14 protein-coding genes are annotated in these 21,016 nt (G+C 37.2%); 9 read left to right on the top strand and 5 right to left on the bottom strand.

The window, feature by feature from the left end; all coding sequences use genetic code 11:
* The first annotated feature begins 86 nt into the window (after positions 1 to 86).
* Positions 87 to 335: a hypothetical protein gene (locus E0Y80_RS19095; protein ID WP_156309256.1), complete on the top strand. Its 249-nt coding sequence runs from the start codon at positions 87 to 89 to the stop codon at positions 333 to 335.
* A gap of 265 nt (positions 336 to 600) precedes the next feature.
* Positions 601 to 1,218 carry a hypothetical protein gene (locus tag E0Y80_RS19090; RefSeq protein WP_156309255.1) on the top strand — a complete coding sequence of 206 codons (618 nt, stop codon included), beginning with the start codon at positions 601 to 603 and terminating at the stop codon, positions 1,216 to 1,218.
* 359 nt (positions 1,219 to 1,577) lie between these two features.
* On the opposite strand, the gene htpG is transcribed toward E0Y80_RS19090, so the two are convergent.
* A complete protein-coding gene (htpG, locus tag E0Y80_RS19085) occupies positions 1,578 to 3,467 on the bottom strand; it encodes a molecular chaperone HtpG (RefSeq protein ID WP_156309254.1) in 1,890 nt (629 codons plus the stop codon).
* Positions 3,468 to 3,616: 149 nt separating this feature from the next.
* Between htpG and E0Y80_RS19080 the strand changes: the two genes are divergently transcribed.
* The 4 genes from E0Y80_RS19080 to smc all read left to right on the top strand — a co-directional run bounded on the left by E0Y80_RS19080 (position 3,617) and on the right by smc (position 9,198).
* Positions 3,617 to 4,186, top strand: a complete 570-nt coding sequence (locus E0Y80_RS19080; RefSeq protein ID WP_156309253.1) for a suppressor of fused domain protein — start codon at positions 3,617 to 3,619, stop codon at positions 4,184 to 4,186.
* Positions 4,187 to 4,280: 94 nt separating this feature from the next.
* Positions 4,281 to 4,982, top strand: coding sequence for a DUF4397 domain-containing protein (locus E0Y80_RS19075; protein WP_156309252.1), 702 nt, complete (start codon positions 4,281 to 4,283; stop codon positions 4,980 to 4,982).
* A 100-nt stretch (positions 4,983 to 5,082) separates the two neighbouring features.
* On the top strand, positions 5,083 to 5,556 hold the full coding sequence (locus E0Y80_RS19070; protein ID WP_156309251.1) for a DUF6882 domain-containing protein: 474 nt from the start codon (positions 5,083 to 5,085) through the stop codon (positions 5,554 to 5,556).
* A 96-nt stretch (positions 5,557 to 5,652) separates the two neighbouring features.
* Positions 5,653 to 9,198: a chromosome segregation protein SMC gene (smc, locus tag E0Y80_RS19065; protein WP_156309250.1), complete on the top strand. Its 3,546-nt coding sequence runs from the start codon at positions 5,653 to 5,655 to the stop codon at positions 9,196 to 9,198.
* A 9-nt stretch (positions 9,199 to 9,207) separates the two neighbouring features.
* On the opposite strand, the gene E0Y80_RS19060 is transcribed toward smc, so the two are convergent.
* The 4 genes from E0Y80_RS19060 to E0Y80_RS19045 all read right to left on the bottom strand — a co-directional run bounded on the left by E0Y80_RS19060 (position 9,208) and on the right by E0Y80_RS19045 (position 16,647).
* Positions 9,208 to 9,390 (bottom strand): hypothetical protein, encoded by a 183-nt coding sequence (locus E0Y80_RS19060; RefSeq protein ID WP_156309249.1) that lies wholly within the window; start codon positions 9,388 to 9,390, stop codon positions 9,208 to 9,210.
* Positions 9,391 to 9,496: 106 nt separating this feature from the next.
* Positions 9,497 to 11,830 carry a S9 family peptidase gene (locus tag E0Y80_RS19055; protein ID WP_156309248.1) on the bottom strand — a complete coding sequence of 778 codons (2,334 nt, stop codon included), beginning with the start codon at positions 11,828 to 11,830 and terminating at the stop codon, positions 9,497 to 9,499.
* Between the two features lie 138 nt (positions 11,831 to 11,968).
* Positions 11,969 to 15,367, bottom strand: a complete 3,399-nt coding sequence (locus tag E0Y80_RS19050) for a 3-keto-alpha-glucoside-1,2-lyase-like domain-containing protein (protein ID WP_156309247.1) — start codon at positions 15,365 to 15,367, stop codon at positions 11,969 to 11,971.
* An 11-nt stretch (positions 15,368 to 15,378) separates the two neighbouring features.
* On the bottom strand, positions 15,379 to 16,647 hold the full coding sequence (locus tag E0Y80_RS19045) for a Gfo/Idh/MocA family oxidoreductase (protein ID WP_156309246.1): 1,269 nt from the start codon (positions 16,645 to 16,647) through the stop codon (positions 15,379 to 15,381).
* Positions 16,648 to 17,160: 513 nt separating this feature from the next.
* Between E0Y80_RS19045 and E0Y80_RS19040 the strand changes: the two genes are divergently transcribed.
* Genes E0Y80_RS19040 through E0Y80_RS19030 form a run of 3 tightly spaced genes read left to right on the top strand, consistent with a single transcriptional unit; the run spans position 17,161 to position 21,011 of the window.
* The gene (locus E0Y80_RS19040; protein ID WP_156309245.1) at positions 17,161 to 18,729 is read left to right on the top strand and encodes a glycerol-3-phosphate dehydrogenase/oxidase; all 1,569 of its coding nucleotides are present in this window, start codon (positions 17,161 to 17,163) and stop codon (positions 18,727 to 18,729) included.
* Positions 18,730 to 18,756: 27 nt separating this feature from the next.
* Positions 18,757 to 20,250: a glycerol kinase GlpK gene (glpK, locus tag E0Y80_RS19035; RefSeq protein WP_156309244.1), complete on the top strand. Its 1,494-nt coding sequence runs from the start codon at positions 18,757 to 18,759 to the stop codon at positions 20,248 to 20,250.
* A gap of 35 nt (positions 20,251 to 20,285) precedes the next feature.
* Positions 20,286 to 21,011 carry an MIP/aquaporin family protein gene (locus tag E0Y80_RS19030; protein ID WP_156309243.1) on the top strand — a complete coding sequence of 242 codons (726 nt, stop codon included), beginning with the start codon at positions 20,286 to 20,288 and terminating at the stop codon, positions 21,009 to 21,011.
* Positions 21,012 to 21,016 lie beyond the last annotated feature (5 nt).

Raw genomic sequence — 21,016 nt, 5'->3', positions numbered from 1 at the left:
AGTTTCTATTAACTTTTGAATGTCTAAAAAATCGCAGTTAAACGTTTATTATATTTATATAATAATCAAATAGATACGTTAATAGCATGACCACAAAGTTTCAAGAATTAAGCGAAGCTGTTTTGGTAAAAAAGCTGAGCAGGTTGAAGACCATAATACTCATTCATGTAATAGCATTAAGTCTTTATTGGGTTACCTCCATTTCACTTGGGATGATAACTGATCATATGTTCCTTTGGCTATGTTCAATTATATCGTTCCCTATCTTAATCTTAAATATCAAATCCATGAATGAAATTAAAGAAGAATTTGAATTCCGAAAAAACATCATCTAATTTCTGAAAGGCCAATCTTTTTTTCAATCATTCATCTTCCTAATTCATAATGCCAGTAGAACAATATCTGCAGGCCTTACCTTCGACTAAAACTGCTTTTCAAGTCTTCAAAAGGACTTTAAACTTGTTTTCACTATATTTTTGTTACAATTGAGCCCCTTAAATTGCGGTTTATTGAATTTCAATGCAGATTGACATGTTAAGAAAAGTTAAGAGTTATAAAAACACTTGCAAATCCTATAGTTTTGTTTCTATGATTAAACATATGTATTTAAAAATATCTGCCGTAATAATAGCATTAAGCGTATCGAGTAGCGTGTTAGCGCAAGAGTCAGACTCAATTTCCTACAAGGAGAATAAAGAAAAAGCAATCAAATTAGCAGTCAACAAGAATGTAAACCAAGCCTTGCCCTTATTAACTTCATGTTATCATGAAAATAATAATGATAAGGAAGTACAAACGATGATTTCGGCGTCTTTGATCAGCTTAGTTTCAGATAAAAACAATTTACAAAGCTCATTGGATAGTATCGATGCATGGACTGAAAAATTTCCCTTCCTAAAAGACGACAAGGAAGTACGTAAAGTTTATACTATTAATGCAAACCAATTGGCATTCTTAAGTTTTCAAGAAAAGAATATAGAGAAATCTTTGGCCTACCATGATTTAGTTATAGAAGAACTTGCAAAAAACCAAGGTCTTGGCTTGAAAGATAATAAAGATCTTATTTCCATGGCGGTGAATCTTGCATCCGATCAATTGGAAAAGAAAGAGTTCAGAATGGCTCGAAAAATTGCAAGTTCAAGCTTAGCATATTTTGACGATCCGGAACTCAAGAAAATGTTAAAATACATGGATGATAAACAATTGGGACTTAATTAAGTCCCTTTTTTTTTCTCCTAAAATTACATTCCCTGCCCTATTCCTAGAAAATTTCCCAATCATAAATGACAAAGTTTCATTCCTAATTTAGGTATTGATTTTTCCTAAAAGAGGGATTGATATTTAGTCGTGTTTTGCTCGTGTTTTGCTCGTGTCTCGTCCACACCTTGTCCAAAACTCATCCGGAGCTCGTCCGCTTGTGAGCGGACGAGCTGTGGACAATGTCCAACCAAGGTGCGGATTATTCACGACTAAAACACGACTGAAACTTGGCCAAAACCCGTGTTATTTCAATTGAGCAGGAAAAAAAAAGAGTTGCTCTCGCAACTCTTTTCCGATATATGATATTTGATAATGTATTAAATAAGATCTACGCTTCTTTTTACAAATGCTGTTAATTCAGCACCAGTAAGTAATCCACGTGATAATAGAGCTAAATCAAATGCTTGCTTAGCAAGTTTTTCGCCATCTTCTTCCGAAGATTCAAGGATTCGTTTTACCAAAGGATGGTTACCGTTTACAGTTACCTTATAATTATCTGGCAGAGTTCCATAAAATCCCATACCGCCTCCAGTTTTTGCCATATCTTTCATACGACGCATAAATTCATCGATAGTTACAGAAACAGGAAGATCATTTGCATTCAAAGCATCAACCTCTACTTTCATATCAGGACGTGAGATTGCTTTTTCAAACAGCTCAGATGCTTTTTTGCTTTCATCCTCCGTTAATGTTTGCTCTATTTTTTCATCTTTAGCAATCAACTTATCGATAACATCAGCATCAACGCGTTTCAACTGGATTTTTTCACCTCCATGCTGCTCTAGATAGCCTGCAAAGTGAGTATCCAAAGGACCATCAAAGTTTAAGACATCGTAGCCTTTTGCCAATGCAGCTGCAATATATCCATCTTGTTGGGACTTATCCTGCGTATATATGTAAATGATGTTACCATCTTTATCAACTTGGATATCCTTCACCTTTTCGTAATATTCCTTGAAGGTGTAATACTCCTTATTTACGTTTTGAAGAAGACAGAAATCATTTGCTTTTTCCGCAAATTTTTCATCGCTTAACATACCATATTTGATGAACAAACTAATGTCTGGCCATTTTTCTTCAAATCCTTTACGGTCTGCCTTAAAGATTTCATTCAATTTATCAGCTACTTTCTTCGTGATGTAATTATTGATTTTCTTCACATTACTATCAGCCTGCAAGAAAGACCTTGAAACATTCAAAGGGATATCTGGAGAATCGATAACTCCCTGCAATAGCATAAGGAATTCAGGAACGATATCTTTAACCTCATCCGTAATAAATACCTGACGAGAATAGAGTTGAATTTTATTTCTTTGGATCTCTAATTCATTTTTGATTTTAGGGAAATAGAGAATACCGGTTAAATTAAATGGATAATCCACATTTAAATGAATCCAGAATAATGGTTCATCCATTGAATGAGGATATAATTCGTGGTAGAATTTTAAGTAATCTTCATCTGTAAGCTCTGATGGGGATTTAGTCCAGGCCGGGTGCGTATTGTTGATGATATTAGGAACTTCAACAGTTTTATACTTCGGCTTGCCTTCTTCATCTTCGCCATCCGGTTCAGACTCTGATTTTGTTCCAAATTGAATAGGAACAGGTAAGAATTTACAGTATTTATTCAGGATTTGCTGGATTCTATTTTTTTGTAAGAATTCCAATGATTCTTCATTAATATGAAGGATTACATCCGTACCACGGGTTGTACGTTGTCCGGAGGATATTTCATAAGTAGTAGAGCCATCACATACCCAATGTGCAGGTTCAGCTCCTTCTTGATATGACAGGGAGTCAATTTCGACTTGGTCAGCCACCATGAATGCAGAGTAAAATCCAAGACCGAAACGTCCAATAATCTCATTGGCATCGTTAGCTTCCTTGAATTTCTCCATAAATTCGGTTGCACCTGAAAAAGCGATTTGATTGATGTATTTCTTGATTTCATCCGCTGTCATTCCGATACCATTGTCAGAGATAGTTATCATTTTTGCAGACTCATCTACCTTCACTTGAATGGTTAGGTCGCCAACTTCACCATTGTATTGACCTAGAGAGGCTAATCTTTTTATTTTTTGAGAAGCATCTACTGCATTTGACACTAACTCACGTAAAAATATTTCGTTGTCTGAGTATAAGAACTTCTTAATTACCGGGAAGATATTCTCGGTGTGAATTGAAATCGTACCTTTCTCTTCTTGCATATGTTTAATGTTTATATTTTTCTTTGATTTATACGTACACAATTTATCAACTTATATTCCAATGTTATTTTTAAGTCAATTTGACAGCTTTTTCTGTAATTTTTGCATAATTAGCTATTTTAGCAATAAAAAACAGGTTAATTCTTCAGATGATTTTTAAAAAACCCGACTTTCTAAAGTCTCCATTGGAATATTATCGTGGGCAATTGGAGTCAGTTTTTGGACAGAATGCTTCGGTATTCCGTGAGAAAAGTGTTAAAAAGAAACTTCCTTTTGTCTATACTTTAGTCTTTCCAAATACAGGCAACCATCCAATGATTAGTTTTTCCTATGGACTGTCGTTTGCTTCGCACCCTGACCAACATAATAAGGTAGAATTATACCTTGAAATGGATTCTAATGATATGGCCTGGGCTCATATTGTTGGGTATCTTACTAATCAATTGCGAGGAGACTGTCCGTTTAATTCTGGAGAGATCATACGAATTGGGCAGAAGATTAGTGAAAACTCTGATTTGAATGCTTTTGTAGTTATTCCCCCAATGGATGTAAAATTATCAGAACGCATAAAAGACGGCCGAAAATCTGCAGGCGTTGTTTTGATGGAGTTATTACCTATTTATGAACATGAAGTTTATAGCATCCAAAAAATAGGTTTAGAGGAGTTTATAAAAAGGATCGGGAAGGAAAAATTAAACCCAAATAGGAAGACTATCTAAATAATTTATATACAGCTGTAGCGAATTGAAAAGCACAACCGTTTTTTTATTGAACGTTCAAAAATGTTATTCAAAAAAAGAATTTACTGAACAAATGAAAAAACATAGCTTATTCTTAATCATCGTCCTAAGTATATTAACCTTAACTAGCTGTTTAAAGGAAGACGATAATTATCCAGATTTAAATTATCCTGCTGTATCCCTTTTTAATTTCTATCCAAAGAATACCGGAATCGTGTATGCCGTTAATGGAAATTTATTGAATCAGATTAATCCAAATTATAAAGGCATTTCCATGTTCTATGCGATACCTGGGAATAAAAAGCTTCAGGTTATCGACAGGCTAGATAATAAGGCAATAATTGATACAACCTTAACTTTTGCAGATAGCGTGGTTTATAGCTGTATGGTTTACGGCACGCAAGAAGATCCTGAATTCATCCGTGTTCCAGATGTAGAATTAAAAAATGCCGGAACAAAAACTGGGGTGAGATTCTTTCATTTAGCAAATGGAGTTGAAAAGGTAAACTTTAAGGTTGGAACCCAAGAGATTGTTGGATCTACCAACCGCGTAAAGGAAAATCCTTCCACTTTGGCACAAACACAAATTTTCAGAGAATCGAACACTGGTAAGACTTCTGTTACTGTAACAGATGACAAGGGGGCTGTATTGGCAAAAATTGATGAGATTGAATTAGAAAAAAACAAGCACTACAATTTTGTCCTTATAGGATCGAAGGGTGATTCAAATTATCCTTTGGAGCTTACTTACAGTGTTTATTATATCACTGAATAATATTTTCAACATAGGCAGCTTTACAATACATCCATAAAAACAGAAAGGCCCATTTATTTGGGCTTTTCTAATTTTCAATGATTTGTTATATTTATGGCCTATGAGCCTTGAGAAACCCAAGATAGATGAATCTTTTCGTGTATTACATGAAAAGGCGCATGAGTATATTACCGACCAACAGGAGATTTTAGAGAGTGACTATGGCTTTGGTCAATTTTCAAATTATACAGTCGATTGGGAACAATACATTATTACCTTTCACAATGAGGACAATTCTAGCCTAAAACTTACGTTTCAGAAAGTGGGATCTTTGGATTCAGAAGAATCGAAGTGGACATGGCGCTGGAATGAGCCTAATCTAAAACCTGAAGAAAAAGAGGATATTGAGATCATAAGGAATTATGGTGATTTCTATGATTTTGGATACCTTACCAGTCCTGAATTGGAGGTTACTACTCCTATAGCATGGGCATTGACTGCTATTTCAGGTTATCTCAGAATATCCAAAGGGATTTTTAGGATCCAACAGGATGCCATTGCACATTTTGTGTATTTTAAGGATATCAAAGGATAAGCTAACTTCCTTATAACGAGCATCATCGGTTTAGGCTATTTCAATCATAATTGAAATTCCTTAATTTCGCGAACATTTTTTTACGAAAAAGAGCTAATGCAATTAACAAAATTAGAAATCAAAGGATTTAAAAGTTTTGGTGATAAGGTAACTATCCATTTTAACGAGGGTGTAACTGCTATCGTTGGTCCAAATGGATGTGGAAAATCTAATGTTGTTGATGCGATGCGTTGGGTACTAGGAGAACAGAGCACGAAGAACTTACGCTCTGACAAGATGGAGAATATCATCTTCAACGGTACAAAGAATCGTAAAGCAGCAAACCTTGCTGAGGTTTCTTTGACTTTCGACAACAGTAAGAATATATTACCCACAGAATTTGCTACTGTAACCATCACTAGAAAACTATTTAGAACTGGGGAAAGTGAATACAGATTAAACGATGTAAAATGTAGGTTAAAGGATATCACTGATTTATTTTTAGATACAGGAATAGGTGCTGACACCTACTCTATTATTGAGTTGAAGATGATCGATGAGATTATTGCCAACAAAGATAATTCGAGGAGGACGCTATTTGAGGAGGCTTCTGGTATATCAAAATATAAAGTAAGGAAGAAACAAACTCTTTCAAAACTTAAAGATACTGAGGCAGACTTGTCAAGAGTTGATGATTTATTATATGAAATCAACAAGAACCTGAAATCCTTGGAGAATCAAGCTAAAAAAGCTGAAAAATACTTTAAACTGAAAGATGAATATAAAGAATCCAGTATTGGTTTAGCCTATTATAAATTAGAAGGATTTCAATCTGATTTAGAGCGTATAACAGACCAAGAGGAAGAACAGCAGTCTAAGCTTCATCAAGTCCTTGGCCAAATGGACAATAAGGAAAAAACGCTTCAGGAAATCAAAACGGAAATTCTTTCCAAAGAGCAGAATCTTTCAGCACAGCAAAAGGCAACAAATGAGTATGTGAATAAAATCAGGTCCTATGAATCTGAAAAAAAGATAAAGAATGCGCAGTTGGTACATTTGCAAGAAAAGGAAACTCGATTAACGAATGACCTTCAAAACGACAGGCAACAGTTAAGCCATGTTGAGTATCAAATAAAACGTCTTAACGAAGAGCTGTTTGAAGAGCAGAACACCTTAGATTCTGTTAAAACGAATTTAGACAGCCAAAAGGATGAGGTTGAAGAATTGAGGTCACAACAGCTTTCTGCTAAAGCAAAATTGGATGAATTCTCAAAGAACAGCCAGGCGCTTCAAAGTCAGATCTATGCTTTGGAAAAAGAATTGGCAGTATTAAGTATTCAAAAGGAAGCATTAGAACAAGAATCACTGCGCACTAGCAATGATACAGCATCGAAGGAAATAGAATTGAATCACTTCAATCAAGTTGTTGCTGAATTAGAAGAGCGGGTGAATATTCAGCAAGATCAATTTGCTGAAGCGATGCGCGTAGAGGAGGAAATCCAAAGGCAAATTAGCCAATGTGAAGAAAAACTGAGGACAGCATCCGAAGATTTGAGCAGAAAAGCGAGAAGTGTCGATTCAAAACAAAATGAATATAACCTTACCAAATCCTTAGTTGATAATTTAGAAGGATTTCCAGAATCAATAAAATTCCTGAAGAAACATGCTGGCTGGAAAAAAACTCCACCATTGTTTTCCGATATTTTATTCTGTAAAGAGGATTACAGAGTTGCTATAGAAAACTTCTTGGAACCCATCATGAATCATTATGTTGTGGAAACAAAGGAAGATGCTGTTCATGCAATTAAATTATTAAGTGATGCTTCAAGAGGAAGAGCTAATTTCTTTGTATTAGAAACAATTAAGGATTTAAACAAATCAGAACATTTACTTTCGGAAAGACAAGGAATTATTCCAGCAATGGATATCATCACTGTTGACGAGAAGTATAAATCGCTTTGCCAGATTTTATTAAAAGATGTGTATTTGGTTGATTCTGAATCAGGCATTGACCTTGATTCGGACCTTCCATCCGAGCACTTGGTCATATTGGAGAAAGCGGGAAAATATGCCAAGAACAAACTCGGCATCAGCGGAGGTTCAGTAGGTTTATTCGAAGGAAAAAGGATTGGACGAGCAAAGAACTTAGAAATTCTAGAGAAAGAAATCAAGGATCTCAATCAAGAAATTGATTCAATTCAAGAATTGCAGGAGGATATAAACGGACAATTGATTGGGTTGAAAGGAAGTTCGCAAAAGGAATTCATTGATGAACAACGTATTCAACTGAATAGACTTAGCAATGAATTAACTTCTGTCAAAACCAAACAGGAACAGTATCAGACCTTTATCAACACAAGCCAGACAAGAAGGCAAGACATTGAGGAAAAAGTCATGACAATTAAGTCTCAATTAGAGAAATCTGAGCCTGAATTGGACAGTTTTAAAGAAACTGCGAAGCAGAACCAAAGTGTATTGAGTGAATTAGAAGACCGCCACCATGAACTTTCAGAGGTTATGAACGAGAAATCATCACTTTTCAATCAAGAAAACATTAAATACCATCAGCAACAAAACAAGGTCAACAGCATTCAAAGAGATCTTGAATTCCGCGAAACACAACGTGATAATTTTGAAGAACGAATTGAAAAATTCAATCTTGAATTCGAAAAAGTGAAAGCAGACTTAAAAGAAGCCTTGAGTTTTGTAGACCATAACGACACTGACCTAGGTTCGATGTATGAGCAGAAGGAACTTTTGGAGAAGGGATTGCAGGAGGTTGAGGAAGACTTTTTTAAAACTAGAAAAATCATTAACGACCTGGAGGACGAGGTCAATCAACTTCGTAAATCCAAAGACATCTCCGATTCATTGATTTCTCAGCTCAAGGATAAGAAAACAACTTTACAGATCGACTTAAATGCACTTAAGGAAAGACTTTCAGTTGAGTTTAACATTGAACTACAAGATCTATTGGAGGCAGAGATACCAGAGGAAAGACCGGCAATGTCAGATTTAGAGACCAGCTGTAGAAAACTGAAAAAGCAATTGGATGATTATGGCAGCATCAATCCAATGGCAAAAGAGGCTTATGATGAAATGGATGAGCGCCATGGATTTATTCAAAAAGAAAAGACAGATCTTATGGAGGCGAAGGCATCGTTACTAAGTACCATTCAAGAGATCGACCAGTCGGCAAATGATAAGTTTATGTATGCCTTTACAACTGTCCGTGAGAATTTCATCAAGGTTTTCCGGTCCTTATTTAACGAGGAAGATTCTTGTGACATCGTTTTAAGTGACCCCAATAATCCATTAGAATCTGATATTGACATTGTTGCCCGTCCTAAAGGAAAACGTCCATTGTCGATCAACCAATTATCAGGTGGAGAGAAAACATTGACATCAACTGCCCTCCTATTTTCGCTGTACTTATTGAAACCGGCACCATTCTGTATATTCGACGAGGTAGATGCTCCATTGGATGACACCAACATTGATAAATTCAACAATATTATCAGAGAATTTTCGAGCCAGTCACAATTCATTGTCGTTTCCCATAATAAACGTACGATTGCAAGTACAGATATTATTTACGGCGTAACGATGGTTGAGCAAGGAGTTTCCCGAGTGGTCGCTGTCGATTTAAGAGATGTTGCTTAAGGAATTTGATTATCTTCTATCCTTTCGCCAATCATTGGAAAAGAAAAAATAAAAGGCATTGGTTCCAATGAGTACCAATAAAGCAAAATAGCCTAAGGTTTTATTTTCCTTGTTGGGGCCAAATAAAAAGTAGAACATAGTTGCTGCTGCAGAGAATGAAATAATCAGGAGAAGTAGTCGATTATAATTCATAACATACTGAATAATTGGTTAATAATTAGGTTTAAGATAAGAATAAATATATAAAAAAAGAGGGATGAAATTTAGATTTCATCCCTCTTTTTGTCTTTTAAAAGGTTTACTTTTTCAAGGTGGTTTCAAAAAGTTTAAATATACGCTTGTATTCATCAGTCCAACTGCTTGGTTGTACGAATCCATGATCTTCTACCGGATACACTGCCAATTCCCAGTTTTCCTTTCCAAGTTCTATTAAACGTTGATTAAGGCGGACAATGTCTTGGAACTGCACATTGACGTCGACCATACCATGCAACATTAGAAGATTACCTTTCAACTTGTCTGCAAAATAGATTGGAGAGCTTCTTTTGAAAGCAATAGGATCTTCAACAGGAGTGTTTAGAATATTAGCTGTATAACCATGGTTGTAATGTGCCCAGTCGGTAACCGACCTTAAAGCGGCACCAGACTTAAAAACATCAGGTTCGGTAAATAGCCCCATCAAGGTGATAAAACCTCCATACGAACCTCCGTATAACCCTACATTCGCAGGATTAACATCATAATGATCCACCAAGTACTTTACACCATCTACCTGATCGGTAAGATCCTTACCTCCCATATGGCGATAAATTCCTGTTCTATGGTTTCTACCGTAACCTGAGCTTGCTGTATAATCAATATCGATTACCGTATATCCATTATCAGCTAACATATTATTGAACATATATTCCCTGAAATACTGGCTCCACCAATAATGTACGTTCTGTAAGTAACCTGCTCCATGTACAAATACAACAGCAGGTTTATTAGGATGTGGATTTTTAGCAGGATATACACGAGCATATACATCGTCGCCATATCTATTCTGGAACTTTATCATATCAGGTTCCCTCCATGCATAGCTATCAAATTCAGCAGATGTAGACTTCGTAATCAGTTTGGCATCAGCATCGGATTTATTATTCTGCAAATAGAGTTCCCAAGGCTTGTTCATTGTTGAATGATTGATCGCCAACCATTTCTCATCTGGAGACATCGTTACCTCATTGCCACCTTTCATTGAAGTAATCTGGATTAGATTTCCACCTTCAACTGGCAACTTATAGAAGTGAGTAATTCCTGGATGTTCCTTATTTCCGGAGATGAAGAATGTCTTATCATCCTTAGAAAGTTTCACAGATTGTACTTCCCAATTACCATTGGTAAGCTGTTTCTTACTATTGTTATTGAGGTTATAGGTATAAAGATGAGAATAGCCTGAAGCTTCACTTTGAAAATAGAAATTATTTTCATTCAGCCATTTGACATCCCTTCCAATTCCCGGGCCAGAGATCCAAGCATCATCATGCTGTCGGTCCAAAGTTTGAATGGTTCCATCTTCTGGATTTACTTTTAGAATCCAAAAATCCTTATTATCCTGCGATTTTGCGGTTATAACGGCATATTTACCATCCGGAGACCATGAAGTTATTCCCCAATAGACATTTCTATCTTTATTTTCTTTTTGAAGTTCTGCCAATCGCTCGGGATAATCGGAAAGATATTTTGGTAAATCTTTAATTCCGGGAATATTTGCGGCCTTAACTTCAATGGCAGTATCCTGCTGAACTTGATAGACAAATGATTTGAACTGAGTCAAAGCATTGCCTACTTTAGTACGCATATTGAGATCTTCAACGTATCCCGACCGGGTAATAAAATCAGGCACAATGGTGTTTCTGTTACCTTTAGCCGGATAGATCAATCGATAACTTACATATTTCCCGTCTGGGCTGACAGACACCCCGCCTAAGAATCCATCGCCTAAATATTGAGTTTTTCTATCGGATGATTTTTTAGGTTTTTCTTTTAAACGGTCCTCTTCCTTAAAAACATCAAAAAGTTCTTCTTGATCCTTTTTTAACCATTGGTCCTGATCACTTAATTTGGAAGCATCTTTTTGAGCAGATCCTTTTTGAAAATTAGTCAACTGACGAGTGGCATTATTTGCAAAATCCATCACATAGAGGTTTTCATTGCGCTGGAAAACCAGTTCATTATTGATTAAGAAGGCAAGAGGATTTTCACGATCTATAGTTTCGGTCAATCGGATAACCTTATTCTGTTTATTTTTTAAAAAAAGGTCACCCTCTTTTTCAAAAACAGCCAAGCTTTTATCCTTATTAAAGATATACTCCGGTGCCTCTTCTAGCTTTGCAATACTATCTGTACTTAACTCATATTTCTTGGAATTTACATCCAACCGATAGACTTGAGCATTATCCTTTGCTTCGGGATTCCAATCAAAGAATAAGTATTTACTATTTTCAGACCACCGATAATTTGATGGCGCAGTACCCATCCATTTTGGATCGCGCATGATTTTATCGACTGTTAAAGGTGATAATTGTGCGAAACTGTTCCCTATAGGACCAAGAATGAAAAGAGAGATTATTAGGTTAATCTTACGCATGAATAATTGATTGTTGTTTTATAAGGCAAGTATACGAGAATCCATAAAGAATCCCTTCTTTGTCAACTTTATTTTACGTATTTGAGCATAAAAAAAGCGCCAACGTTTTGTTGGCGCTCTATGATATTTAAAAAATCGTTACAATTTTTTAACTCTAATATTGCGGAAGAACACTTCAGTTCCGTGACCTAAGAATCCAATGTGTCCAGAAGCATTATTCAAACCAGGATGGCTTTTACCATCTGCCGATCCGTTTTTAGTTGCTTGTTTCAAATCACCATCAACAATTACTTTTCCATTGACAGTAATTTTGATTTTACTTCCTTGAACACGGATTTCTTCCGTATTCCATTCGCCAACAGGATTTAAAGCACCACGTTTAGCAGCGATAATTCCATAAACAGAACCATGGTATTGGTAAGGTTTAAGGTCTTTGTAAACATCTGCTCCGTCATCCAAGACTTGGATTTCCATACCTTCATAGGCAGCGTCTCCTTCTAATGGAGTACGAATTCCTACCCCATTGTTAGCACCAGGAGTCAGTTTGAAATCAAAACGATAAACAAAGTCACCGTATTGATCCTTGGTATAAAGGTTCTTTCCAAATTTAGCATCAGGATTTGAGCGGATGAATCCTTCCTGCGTAATTTCGTATGCAGGAGTATTTGTCCACTTATCTAAATTTGTACCATCGAATAATACCTCGAATCCTTCCTGCTTTTCTTGATTGCTCAATGCAAATACTTCTTTACGAGGGATTTCTTTGATGTAGATATCGCGATACCATACTCTAGAACCGTGTGCCTGAAGCTCAATCTGTTCTGTAGGGAAAATAGATTGATTGCGGTCCCAGTAATTTTCTAAAGGAACATTATCCACAACCAACTCACCATTTAACCATACAGATACATTTTCGCCAATCATTTTGATTTTGAAAGTGTTCCATTCACCCAAAGCGTTATCAGCAACTTTTGAAGGGTCTTTTGCGTTTTTAGCGTTATTATACAGACCTCCAGAACCTACTTGAGCACCAACCTCTGTACGAGAGATATCCCAAATCTGAACTTGAGGAGTACCTCTAAGGTAGATTCCTGCATCAGGCTCTTTTCCATTAGGATCTAATTTCCAATCAACCAACATTTCAAAATCGCCATATTTCTTGATGGTAGCAATGTTATCTCCATGACCACTGAATACTAAATCACCATTTTCAGCAGTCCAGCTTTCGCGCATTTTTTTATCTGCTTCAACCTGTTTCTTAGCTAATTCAGCTTTTGACATTGCTGCACGTTTAATAGGATTTTCCACAAGCCCTTGCCATCCAGAAAGGTCTTTGCCATTAAACATGGAAACATAGCCTTGTTCATTAGGCATTTCAGCTAAATGACGTACGATTGCCTCTTTCAAGTACGAGCTTTCGCTACCAGAAAGTTTAGCAGCTGCATCATTTAATATTTTGCGTACATCCTGACCAACGAATGCCTTATTGTCCATCGCAATGTTCATAGCAACATTACTAGCAGCACCGCCTAATTCAGCATCGTTCATATATTTTGCAGCGAACATCAAGGCTTGATAAGTACCAGTAGACTGCAGGTTGCCTAAAGCGGCTCTTTTTTGTTTAGAATCCTGCGCTAATGCAAAGGCATCTTTCAGCAACAATGTTTTTTGATCCGGATTAACCTTGCTAGCATTCAATTGCTTAAGCAATCCATTGAATACCGTATTGAATAAAGCTGGATCTTTTTCTGTTTTAGAAAGTTTGATTAGAATAGGCAATGATTCAGAATTCGACCAATTTGCCAATGCCTGAACTGCTTCAGCTTTAAGCGGGCCATTACTACCAACGTAGTTTTCAACAGCCTTTAGAGCGTCAGCACCACCTACCCCAGCAAAAATTGGGAAATATTTCCCTGCAGAAGGCGCAGCAGATCGAGAGATATTAGCTGCAAGACGTTGGATTTTAGCATCCTTGTCTGAGCTTGCATTGATCGCTAGTATTGCAGCTTGTTGTGCATATTGAGCTTCTTCACCAGAAGCTTTATCCAACAATTGAATTACGGCTTCTAAATTATCAGGATTAACTACAGTTGGCAATGCTTTAAAAGCAGCCAATCTCACTGCTGCATCGGAAGAAGCAGTCAAAGGCAATACAGCAGCTGCAGAAGCAGCATTCGTACGCTGAGACAATACATCCAACAAAGCAACTTGTGTCTTAGCATCCGCAGAAGCGACAGCAGCATTTACTGCATCCATCGCCGCTTTATCTTTCGATGATAGAAGTAAAGTTTTGATTACCGCTAGTTCTTTATCTGAAGCAGAAGGAATCTGTTTTATCAAAAAGTCTGAGTTTGTACCTTTAGAAAGAACAGAAAGAGCGTTTAATGCAGCAATTTTAGCTTCCTCATCTTTCAATGCCGGGAAACTTTTTTCAATTGCTTTAATAGAGCCCGTTGCATCTTCCGTTGCTAGGAAGTTTAATAGGCTTTCTTGCGCATCCCCATCCAATTTTCTAAGTGAACCAGCCAATTTAACTAGATCAGAGGCTTTAGCATCTTCCGCCAATAAGCCCAAAGCAACATTGCGAAGAAGTTTGTCTTCACTAGAAGCCAATTTAATCAGTTGTTTCTTTTGTTTAGCAGGGTTAACGGAAGTTAATACAGAAATAGCGCCAGCCTGAATGGTTGGGGCTTTTAATGCTGTTGCATTTTTATAGAGAAGCGTTGCAAAGCGTGTAGCTTCAGCATCTTTGTCTTTTTTAGCAAGACCTTCAGCATAGTCAACAGCTAAACTAGCAGCATTTGTTCTGTCATATTGGTAGCTTTTCTCTTCCGCTTTTTTCAAGAAAAGGTCAGCAGAATTAGGTCCGGCAATTTTACTTAAAGCAGTAAGACCAGCTAATTGGAAATTATCAGAAGTATATTTTCCGATTAATTCAATGATCTTTGCTTCCGATTCAGCTGCTTCCAGATCGCCTAATGCTGAAACAATGGCAGTAGCTGTTTTTTCAGTCGCTGAACTGTTCAAGGCATTGTTTAATGCTGCCGCAGCTTCTGGAGTGCGTACAGCGTTTAATACGCGTGCCGCTTTTTCAGCTAATTCTTCATCCGCTAAATAAGGTGCAACCTTATCGATAGCGTCATTCTTAGCGCAGAATTTTAAAACTTCTAATACGTATCCTTTATTGTTTTTATCGGTCAATTTATCCAATGCATCCAAAAGACCTTTTACATAGGTAGCACGTTGGCTTTCCATGTTAGGCTGCATCACAAAGAATGCATAAGAATTGGTAGCATATTCTACAGGAGCATTATTACTACCTTGAGGTTTCAAGCCAAGCAAAAGAGCAGAGACATCATCAGAAGTAAAACCTTCTAATTCCTTCATTGCCATTAAGAATTTAGCTTGTTCTTCAGCAGGCTGTTGGGCAAGCACATCAGCAATTTTGGTCGCTGTAGTTCTGCCTGTTGGTTGCTGAGCATATGCTGCAACCTGTAAAAATAATAATGCGGCTATGGTGTTAAATACTTTTTTCATGTCTTAAGGTTTTAGAAAGACCAAGGTCCTCTCATCGGCTGGTTAATTAATCTATTTGCTGCGTCATCATTTACAAACTCTTGTTTAGCAGAATCAAAATGCAATGTTCTGTTAAGACGAAGTGCTGCCAATCCTAAGTTGATCAAAGTACAAGAGTAATAACCATTTTCTTCATTTAGAGCGAATTTCTGACGAGTACGCACGGCTTCAACGAAGTCAGTCATTTGAGGAGCTGGATCAGGATATTGCGCTAATTTGCGTTCCAAATCTGGAATATCCGATACAAATCCACGGTACAATTTACCATTTGGACCTTCGATATATGCTTTACCTTCTTCAGTTCCTTCTCCATCTAAGATGATTTGACAACCATCCGCATAGGTATAGGTAATTTTTCTCCATATTCCTACCGCATCTGAATGTTGTTGCGGAGCATCAACTTCAATTTTTACAGGACTTTCATTATCCTTACCCAAGAAATACTGAACCGGGTCCATATAGTGTTGTCCCATATCTCCTAAACCACCACCATCATAATCCCAGTAACCTCTAAACGTTAAATGAGTACGGTGAGCGTTGTAAGGTTTATGAGGTGCAGGGCCTAACCACATTTCATAATCCAACTCTTTTGGAACTTGTTCAACCGGAAGGTTTGTTTTACCAACCCAATAGAATTTCCAATCGAATCCTGTATGCTTACTGATCGTAACTTTCAGTGGCCATCCTAACATGCCAGTATCCACTAATTTTTTAATCTTCTTAACTGGAACATTCATTCCATAGAAATTAGCATCAAAGCGGAACCAGGTATTTAATCTAAAAATATTACCATGCTGTTTAACAGCTTCTTTCACTTTTTTACCTTCACCAATAGTTCTAGTCATAGGTTTCTCACACCAGATATCTTTACCCGATCGAGCAGCTTCGACAGCCATCAAACCATGCCAATGAGGAGGAGTTGCGATATGCACGATATCAACCTCCGAATTGTGGATTAAATCGCGGAAATCATGATGTTCTTTGATACCTCCACCAAGAGCTTTTTGAGCTATTGCTAAATGTCTGGTATCCACATCACAAATAGCAACGGTTTTAGTACCGGCATACTCAAAGTGACCTCTACCCATGGATCCGACACCGATAACCCCTTTAGTTAAATGATCAGAAGGTGCTAAATAGCCTTTTCCAAGAACAAAGCGAGGCACAATAGTAAATGCTGCAGCCCCAATCAACGATTTTTTGATAAAATCGCGCCTAGAATTATTATTATTTTCTTTCATAAAATTTATGATTCAATTGGATATAACAAGCTAATTGACTGCGTAGAACTAATCCATTTCAGATTACCTTTCGCCATGTCATTAGATTATTGTATCATAAAAATTGTATAAATAGATTTAGTTTCACAAGTGTAGGAAAACTTTTCAGTTTTCGGTTATTATATTCAGTCATATCTTTATTATTTTAAGCCATACATATTGGTTTACACCCATTTAGAACAAATCAAACGTTTGCGTAAATGAATTATTACCAATTCTAATATGTATGATTTAATACAGATTAAACATTCAACAATATTAAAGAAAATTTAAGAGAAATAAAGTCTGTTAATCTGGTTATTTTAATTTAATATTTTTTTAACAAACTCTAATTTAATGAATTATTTAGCAATTAATCAACCATAAAGCACTAAATTTTAAGGATTTAATTTTGAAATTAAATCAAGTTAAAGAATTGGTCTGATATTTAATTTCTTCTTAAAAATGCTTACATTTAGCATAAAACACATATACATGCTCGCTGGAATCAACAGATCAGATCAACTCAATAAACTTAAAGAATCTATAATTTGGGACATGGTAATAATCGGGGGTGGCGCGACAGGTTTAGGAACTGCCGTTGATGCTGCTAGCCGGGGATTTAAAGTGCTTCTCATAGAGAAATATGACTTCGCAAAAGGTACCTCAAGTAAAAGTACAAAATTAGTTCATGGTGGGGTTCGATACCTGGCGAATGGAGATATTAAACTCGTAATGGGCGCTTTAAGGGAAAGAGGATTAATATTTAAAAACGCTCCCCACGTATCTTCCGTGCAATCCTTTATCATTCCGGTCTATAGCATATATAGCAAACTCAAATATCTAATCGGTCTAAAATTATATGATTGGCTTGCTGGGAAGCTAAGGATAGGGAATTCTGCAGGACTCTCAAAAGATGATGTGATTAAAAAACTTCCCCATATCAACCAGAAGAACTTAAAAGGTGGAATTCTATATTATGACGGACAGTTCGATGATGCCAGGTTGGCTGTAAATTTAGGACAGACAGCTTTTGAGCACGGAGCGACTATTTTGAATTATATGGAAGCAATAGAATTGCATAAAAATGAGACAGGAAAGATCAATGGAATTACCATAAGAGATACTGAAAATCAGGGTACATATCGCATTCATTCTAAATCTGTTATTAATGCCACAGGAGTGTTTGTAGATGACATTTTAAAGATGGATTCCCCTAGTCATAAAAATTTAGTTAGACCAAGTCAAGGATCACACATCGTTATTGACCAAAAGTTTCTGGATGGGCATGATGCGCTCATGATTCCGGAAACGAGTGACGGCAGGGTGCTATTTGGTGTCCCTTGGCATGGAAAAGTTCTCCTGGGAACGACAGATATTCCAATAAATGAGCATATGATCGAACCGCGACCTATGGAAGATGAGATCAAGTTTATACTAAAAACAGCAGACAGCTACCTAAACCCTGCTCCAAAGCGTGAAGATATATTGGCTATATATGCAGGTCTAAGACCACTTGCTGCACCAAAGGATGACGATGAAAGTACTAAGGAGATATCTAGGGATCATAAATTGATACGTAGTGAATCAGACCTCGTTACCATAACTGGTGGAAAATGGACAACATATCGCAAAATGGCAGAGGACACTGTAAATATGGCAATCCAAGTTGCAAGATTGAAAGACATTCCTTGTCGAACAAAACATCTTTCGATCCATGGATCTACACCCGATGTTTATCATGCCCATTGGAATCTTTATGGGAAGGATTACCAAGCTATTCAGCAATTGATTCAGGAAGACGATAGTCTGCGAGAATTATTGGTAGAAGGCTATGAATACAATGCTGCAGAGGTGGTATGGGCATGTCGGTATGAGATGGTAAGAAAGGTAGAAGATTTTCTAGCGAGACGCTGTAGGCTATTGCTATTAGATGCAAAAGCATCTATGATTGCCGCACCAAAAGTTGCTCAACTTATGGCAAAGGAATTGGGAAAAACAGAGGAATGGATACAAGAAGAAGTTAACCAATATATTGAACTAGCAAAGCGCTATACTTTATAGTTCAATAATTTATAAATAAAAATTATAATGAAGGAATATATTATTGCATTAGATCAAGGTACAACGAGTTCAAGAGCGATTCTTTTCAACAAGAAAGGCGAGATTGTCAATATTGCCCAAAAGGAGTTTCAACAGATCTATCCAAAATCAGGATGGGTTGAGCATGATCCTCAGGAAATTTGGTCGAGCCAATTAGCAGTATTGACAGAGGCACTTGCCAAGTCAAAGACTAAATTAGACTCTATCAAGGGTATTGGAATTACCAATCAAAGGGAGACCACGGTAGTATGGAATCGTCGAACTGGAGAACCAATTTATAATGCAATCGTATGGCAAGACAGAAGAACGGCAGATTATTGTGCAAAACTGATCAAAGATGGTCATTTAGATACGGTACAGGAAAAAACCGGTTTATTGATTGATTCTTATTTTTCAGCTACCAAGATCAAGTGGATCTTGGACCATGTCAAAGGAGCTAGGAAACTTGCGGAACGCAATGAACTAGCATTTGGCACAATTGACACTTGGTTAATTTGGAATCTGACTGACGGAAAGGAACATGTTACGGACGTGACTAATGCTTCCAGAACAATGCTTTATAATATTAAGGATTTATCATGGGATAAAGACCTTTTGAAGTTATTTGATATTCCTGAGTCCATGCTTCCGGAAGTAAAAAGTTCCTCCGAAATATATGGAGAGACTTCAAAAGAACTTGGAAGCAGGTCGATTCCAATTGCAGGAATTGCAGGAGACCAACAAGCAGCACTTTTCGGTCAGATGTGCATTAAGAAAGGGATGGCGAAGAACACATATGGTACTGGTTGTTTCCTTTTGATGAATATCGGCAATAAACCTGTTAAATCCGAAAACAAACTAGTGACGACAATTGGATGGAAAATAGGTAAAGAGGTTGTTTATGCTCTAGAGGGAAGTATTTTTATTGGAGGTGCTGTTGTGCAGTGGTTACGAGATGAGTTAAAGATCATGAAAAAATCTTCCGATATCGAGGCTTTGGCCACGAGTGTCGACAACACAGACGGCGTTTATTTAGTACCAGCATTTGCGGGATTAGGGGCTCCCCATTGGGACGCCAATGCAAGAGGGACCATCTTCGGTATTTCAAGAGGAACTACGGATGCGCATATAGCACGAGCAGCTATTGAAAGCATAGCTTATCAGACGCATGACATCCTCAAAGCCATGGAAGCAGACTCCAAAACAAAGATCAAGGAGCTTCGTGTGGACGGAGGAGCAACACAGAATCAGTTTTTATTGCAGTTTCAAGCCGATATACTGAAATCTACTGTAGTAAAACCAAAAATAACGGAAACAACAGCAATGGGTGCTGCATTCTTAGCGGGCCTGGCAGTTGGATTTTGGAAAGACTTGGAAGAATTACAGGCACTATGGCAGGAGGACAAAAGGATTGAACCGAATAAAAGTTTAAAGTTGTCTAAAAACCTTGAAGAATGGAACAGAGCAGTAAATGCCGTTATTTACTGGGCGAATCATGATTAAACTAAATTAAAAACATATTACAGAACCTTAATTATATGTCACCATTTATAGCTGAATTAGTAGGCACTGCTGTTATGATCCTCTTAGGAGGAGGAGTAGTTGCCAATGTAGTATTAAATAAAACCAAGGGGAATGACGGTGGATGGATCGTGATTACCACAGCTTGGGCTTTAGCGGTATTTGTGGGAGTGAATATTGCTGCCCCCTATAGTGGAGCTCATTTGAATTGTGCTGTGACCATTGCGAACCTTGCATTAGGAAAGATGGATTTAGCCACTTCCCTATCCTATATTGCTGCACAGTTCTTGGGTGCAATGATCGGTGCTACGGTTGTTTGGCTGGTCTATAAGAGCCATTTTGATGCAACCGAGGATCCAGGTGCGAAGCAAGCTGTATTCTGTACAGAACCAGCAATAAGGAACTTACCTATAAACCTTCTATCAGAGATCGTTGGAACATTTGTATTAATCTTTACAATACTTCATTTTACGGATGCCAAACTTGCTGATGACAATATTATAGGATTGGGATCTATCGGTGCAATCCCAGTAGCATTTTTAGTTTGGGCTATTGGACTTTCCATTGGAGGTACAACAGGTTATGCAATCAATCCCGCAAGAGATTTAGGCCCACGTATTATTCATGCTATCCTACCTATTAAAAATAAAGCTGGATTTGACGCAGGCTATGCCTGGGTACCTGTTCTTGGTCCAATTATTGGTGCTTTATTAGCTGTAGGATTAAATTTACTGATTCACTAAAAGAT

The sequence above is a fragment of the Sphingobacterium endophyticum genome, assembly GCF_009733535.1.
GTDB lineage: Bacteria > Bacteroidota > Bacteroidia > Sphingobacteriales > Sphingobacteriaceae > Sphingobacterium > Sphingobacterium endophyticum.
This window is presented reverse-complemented; position numbering and strand designations above follow the sequence as displayed.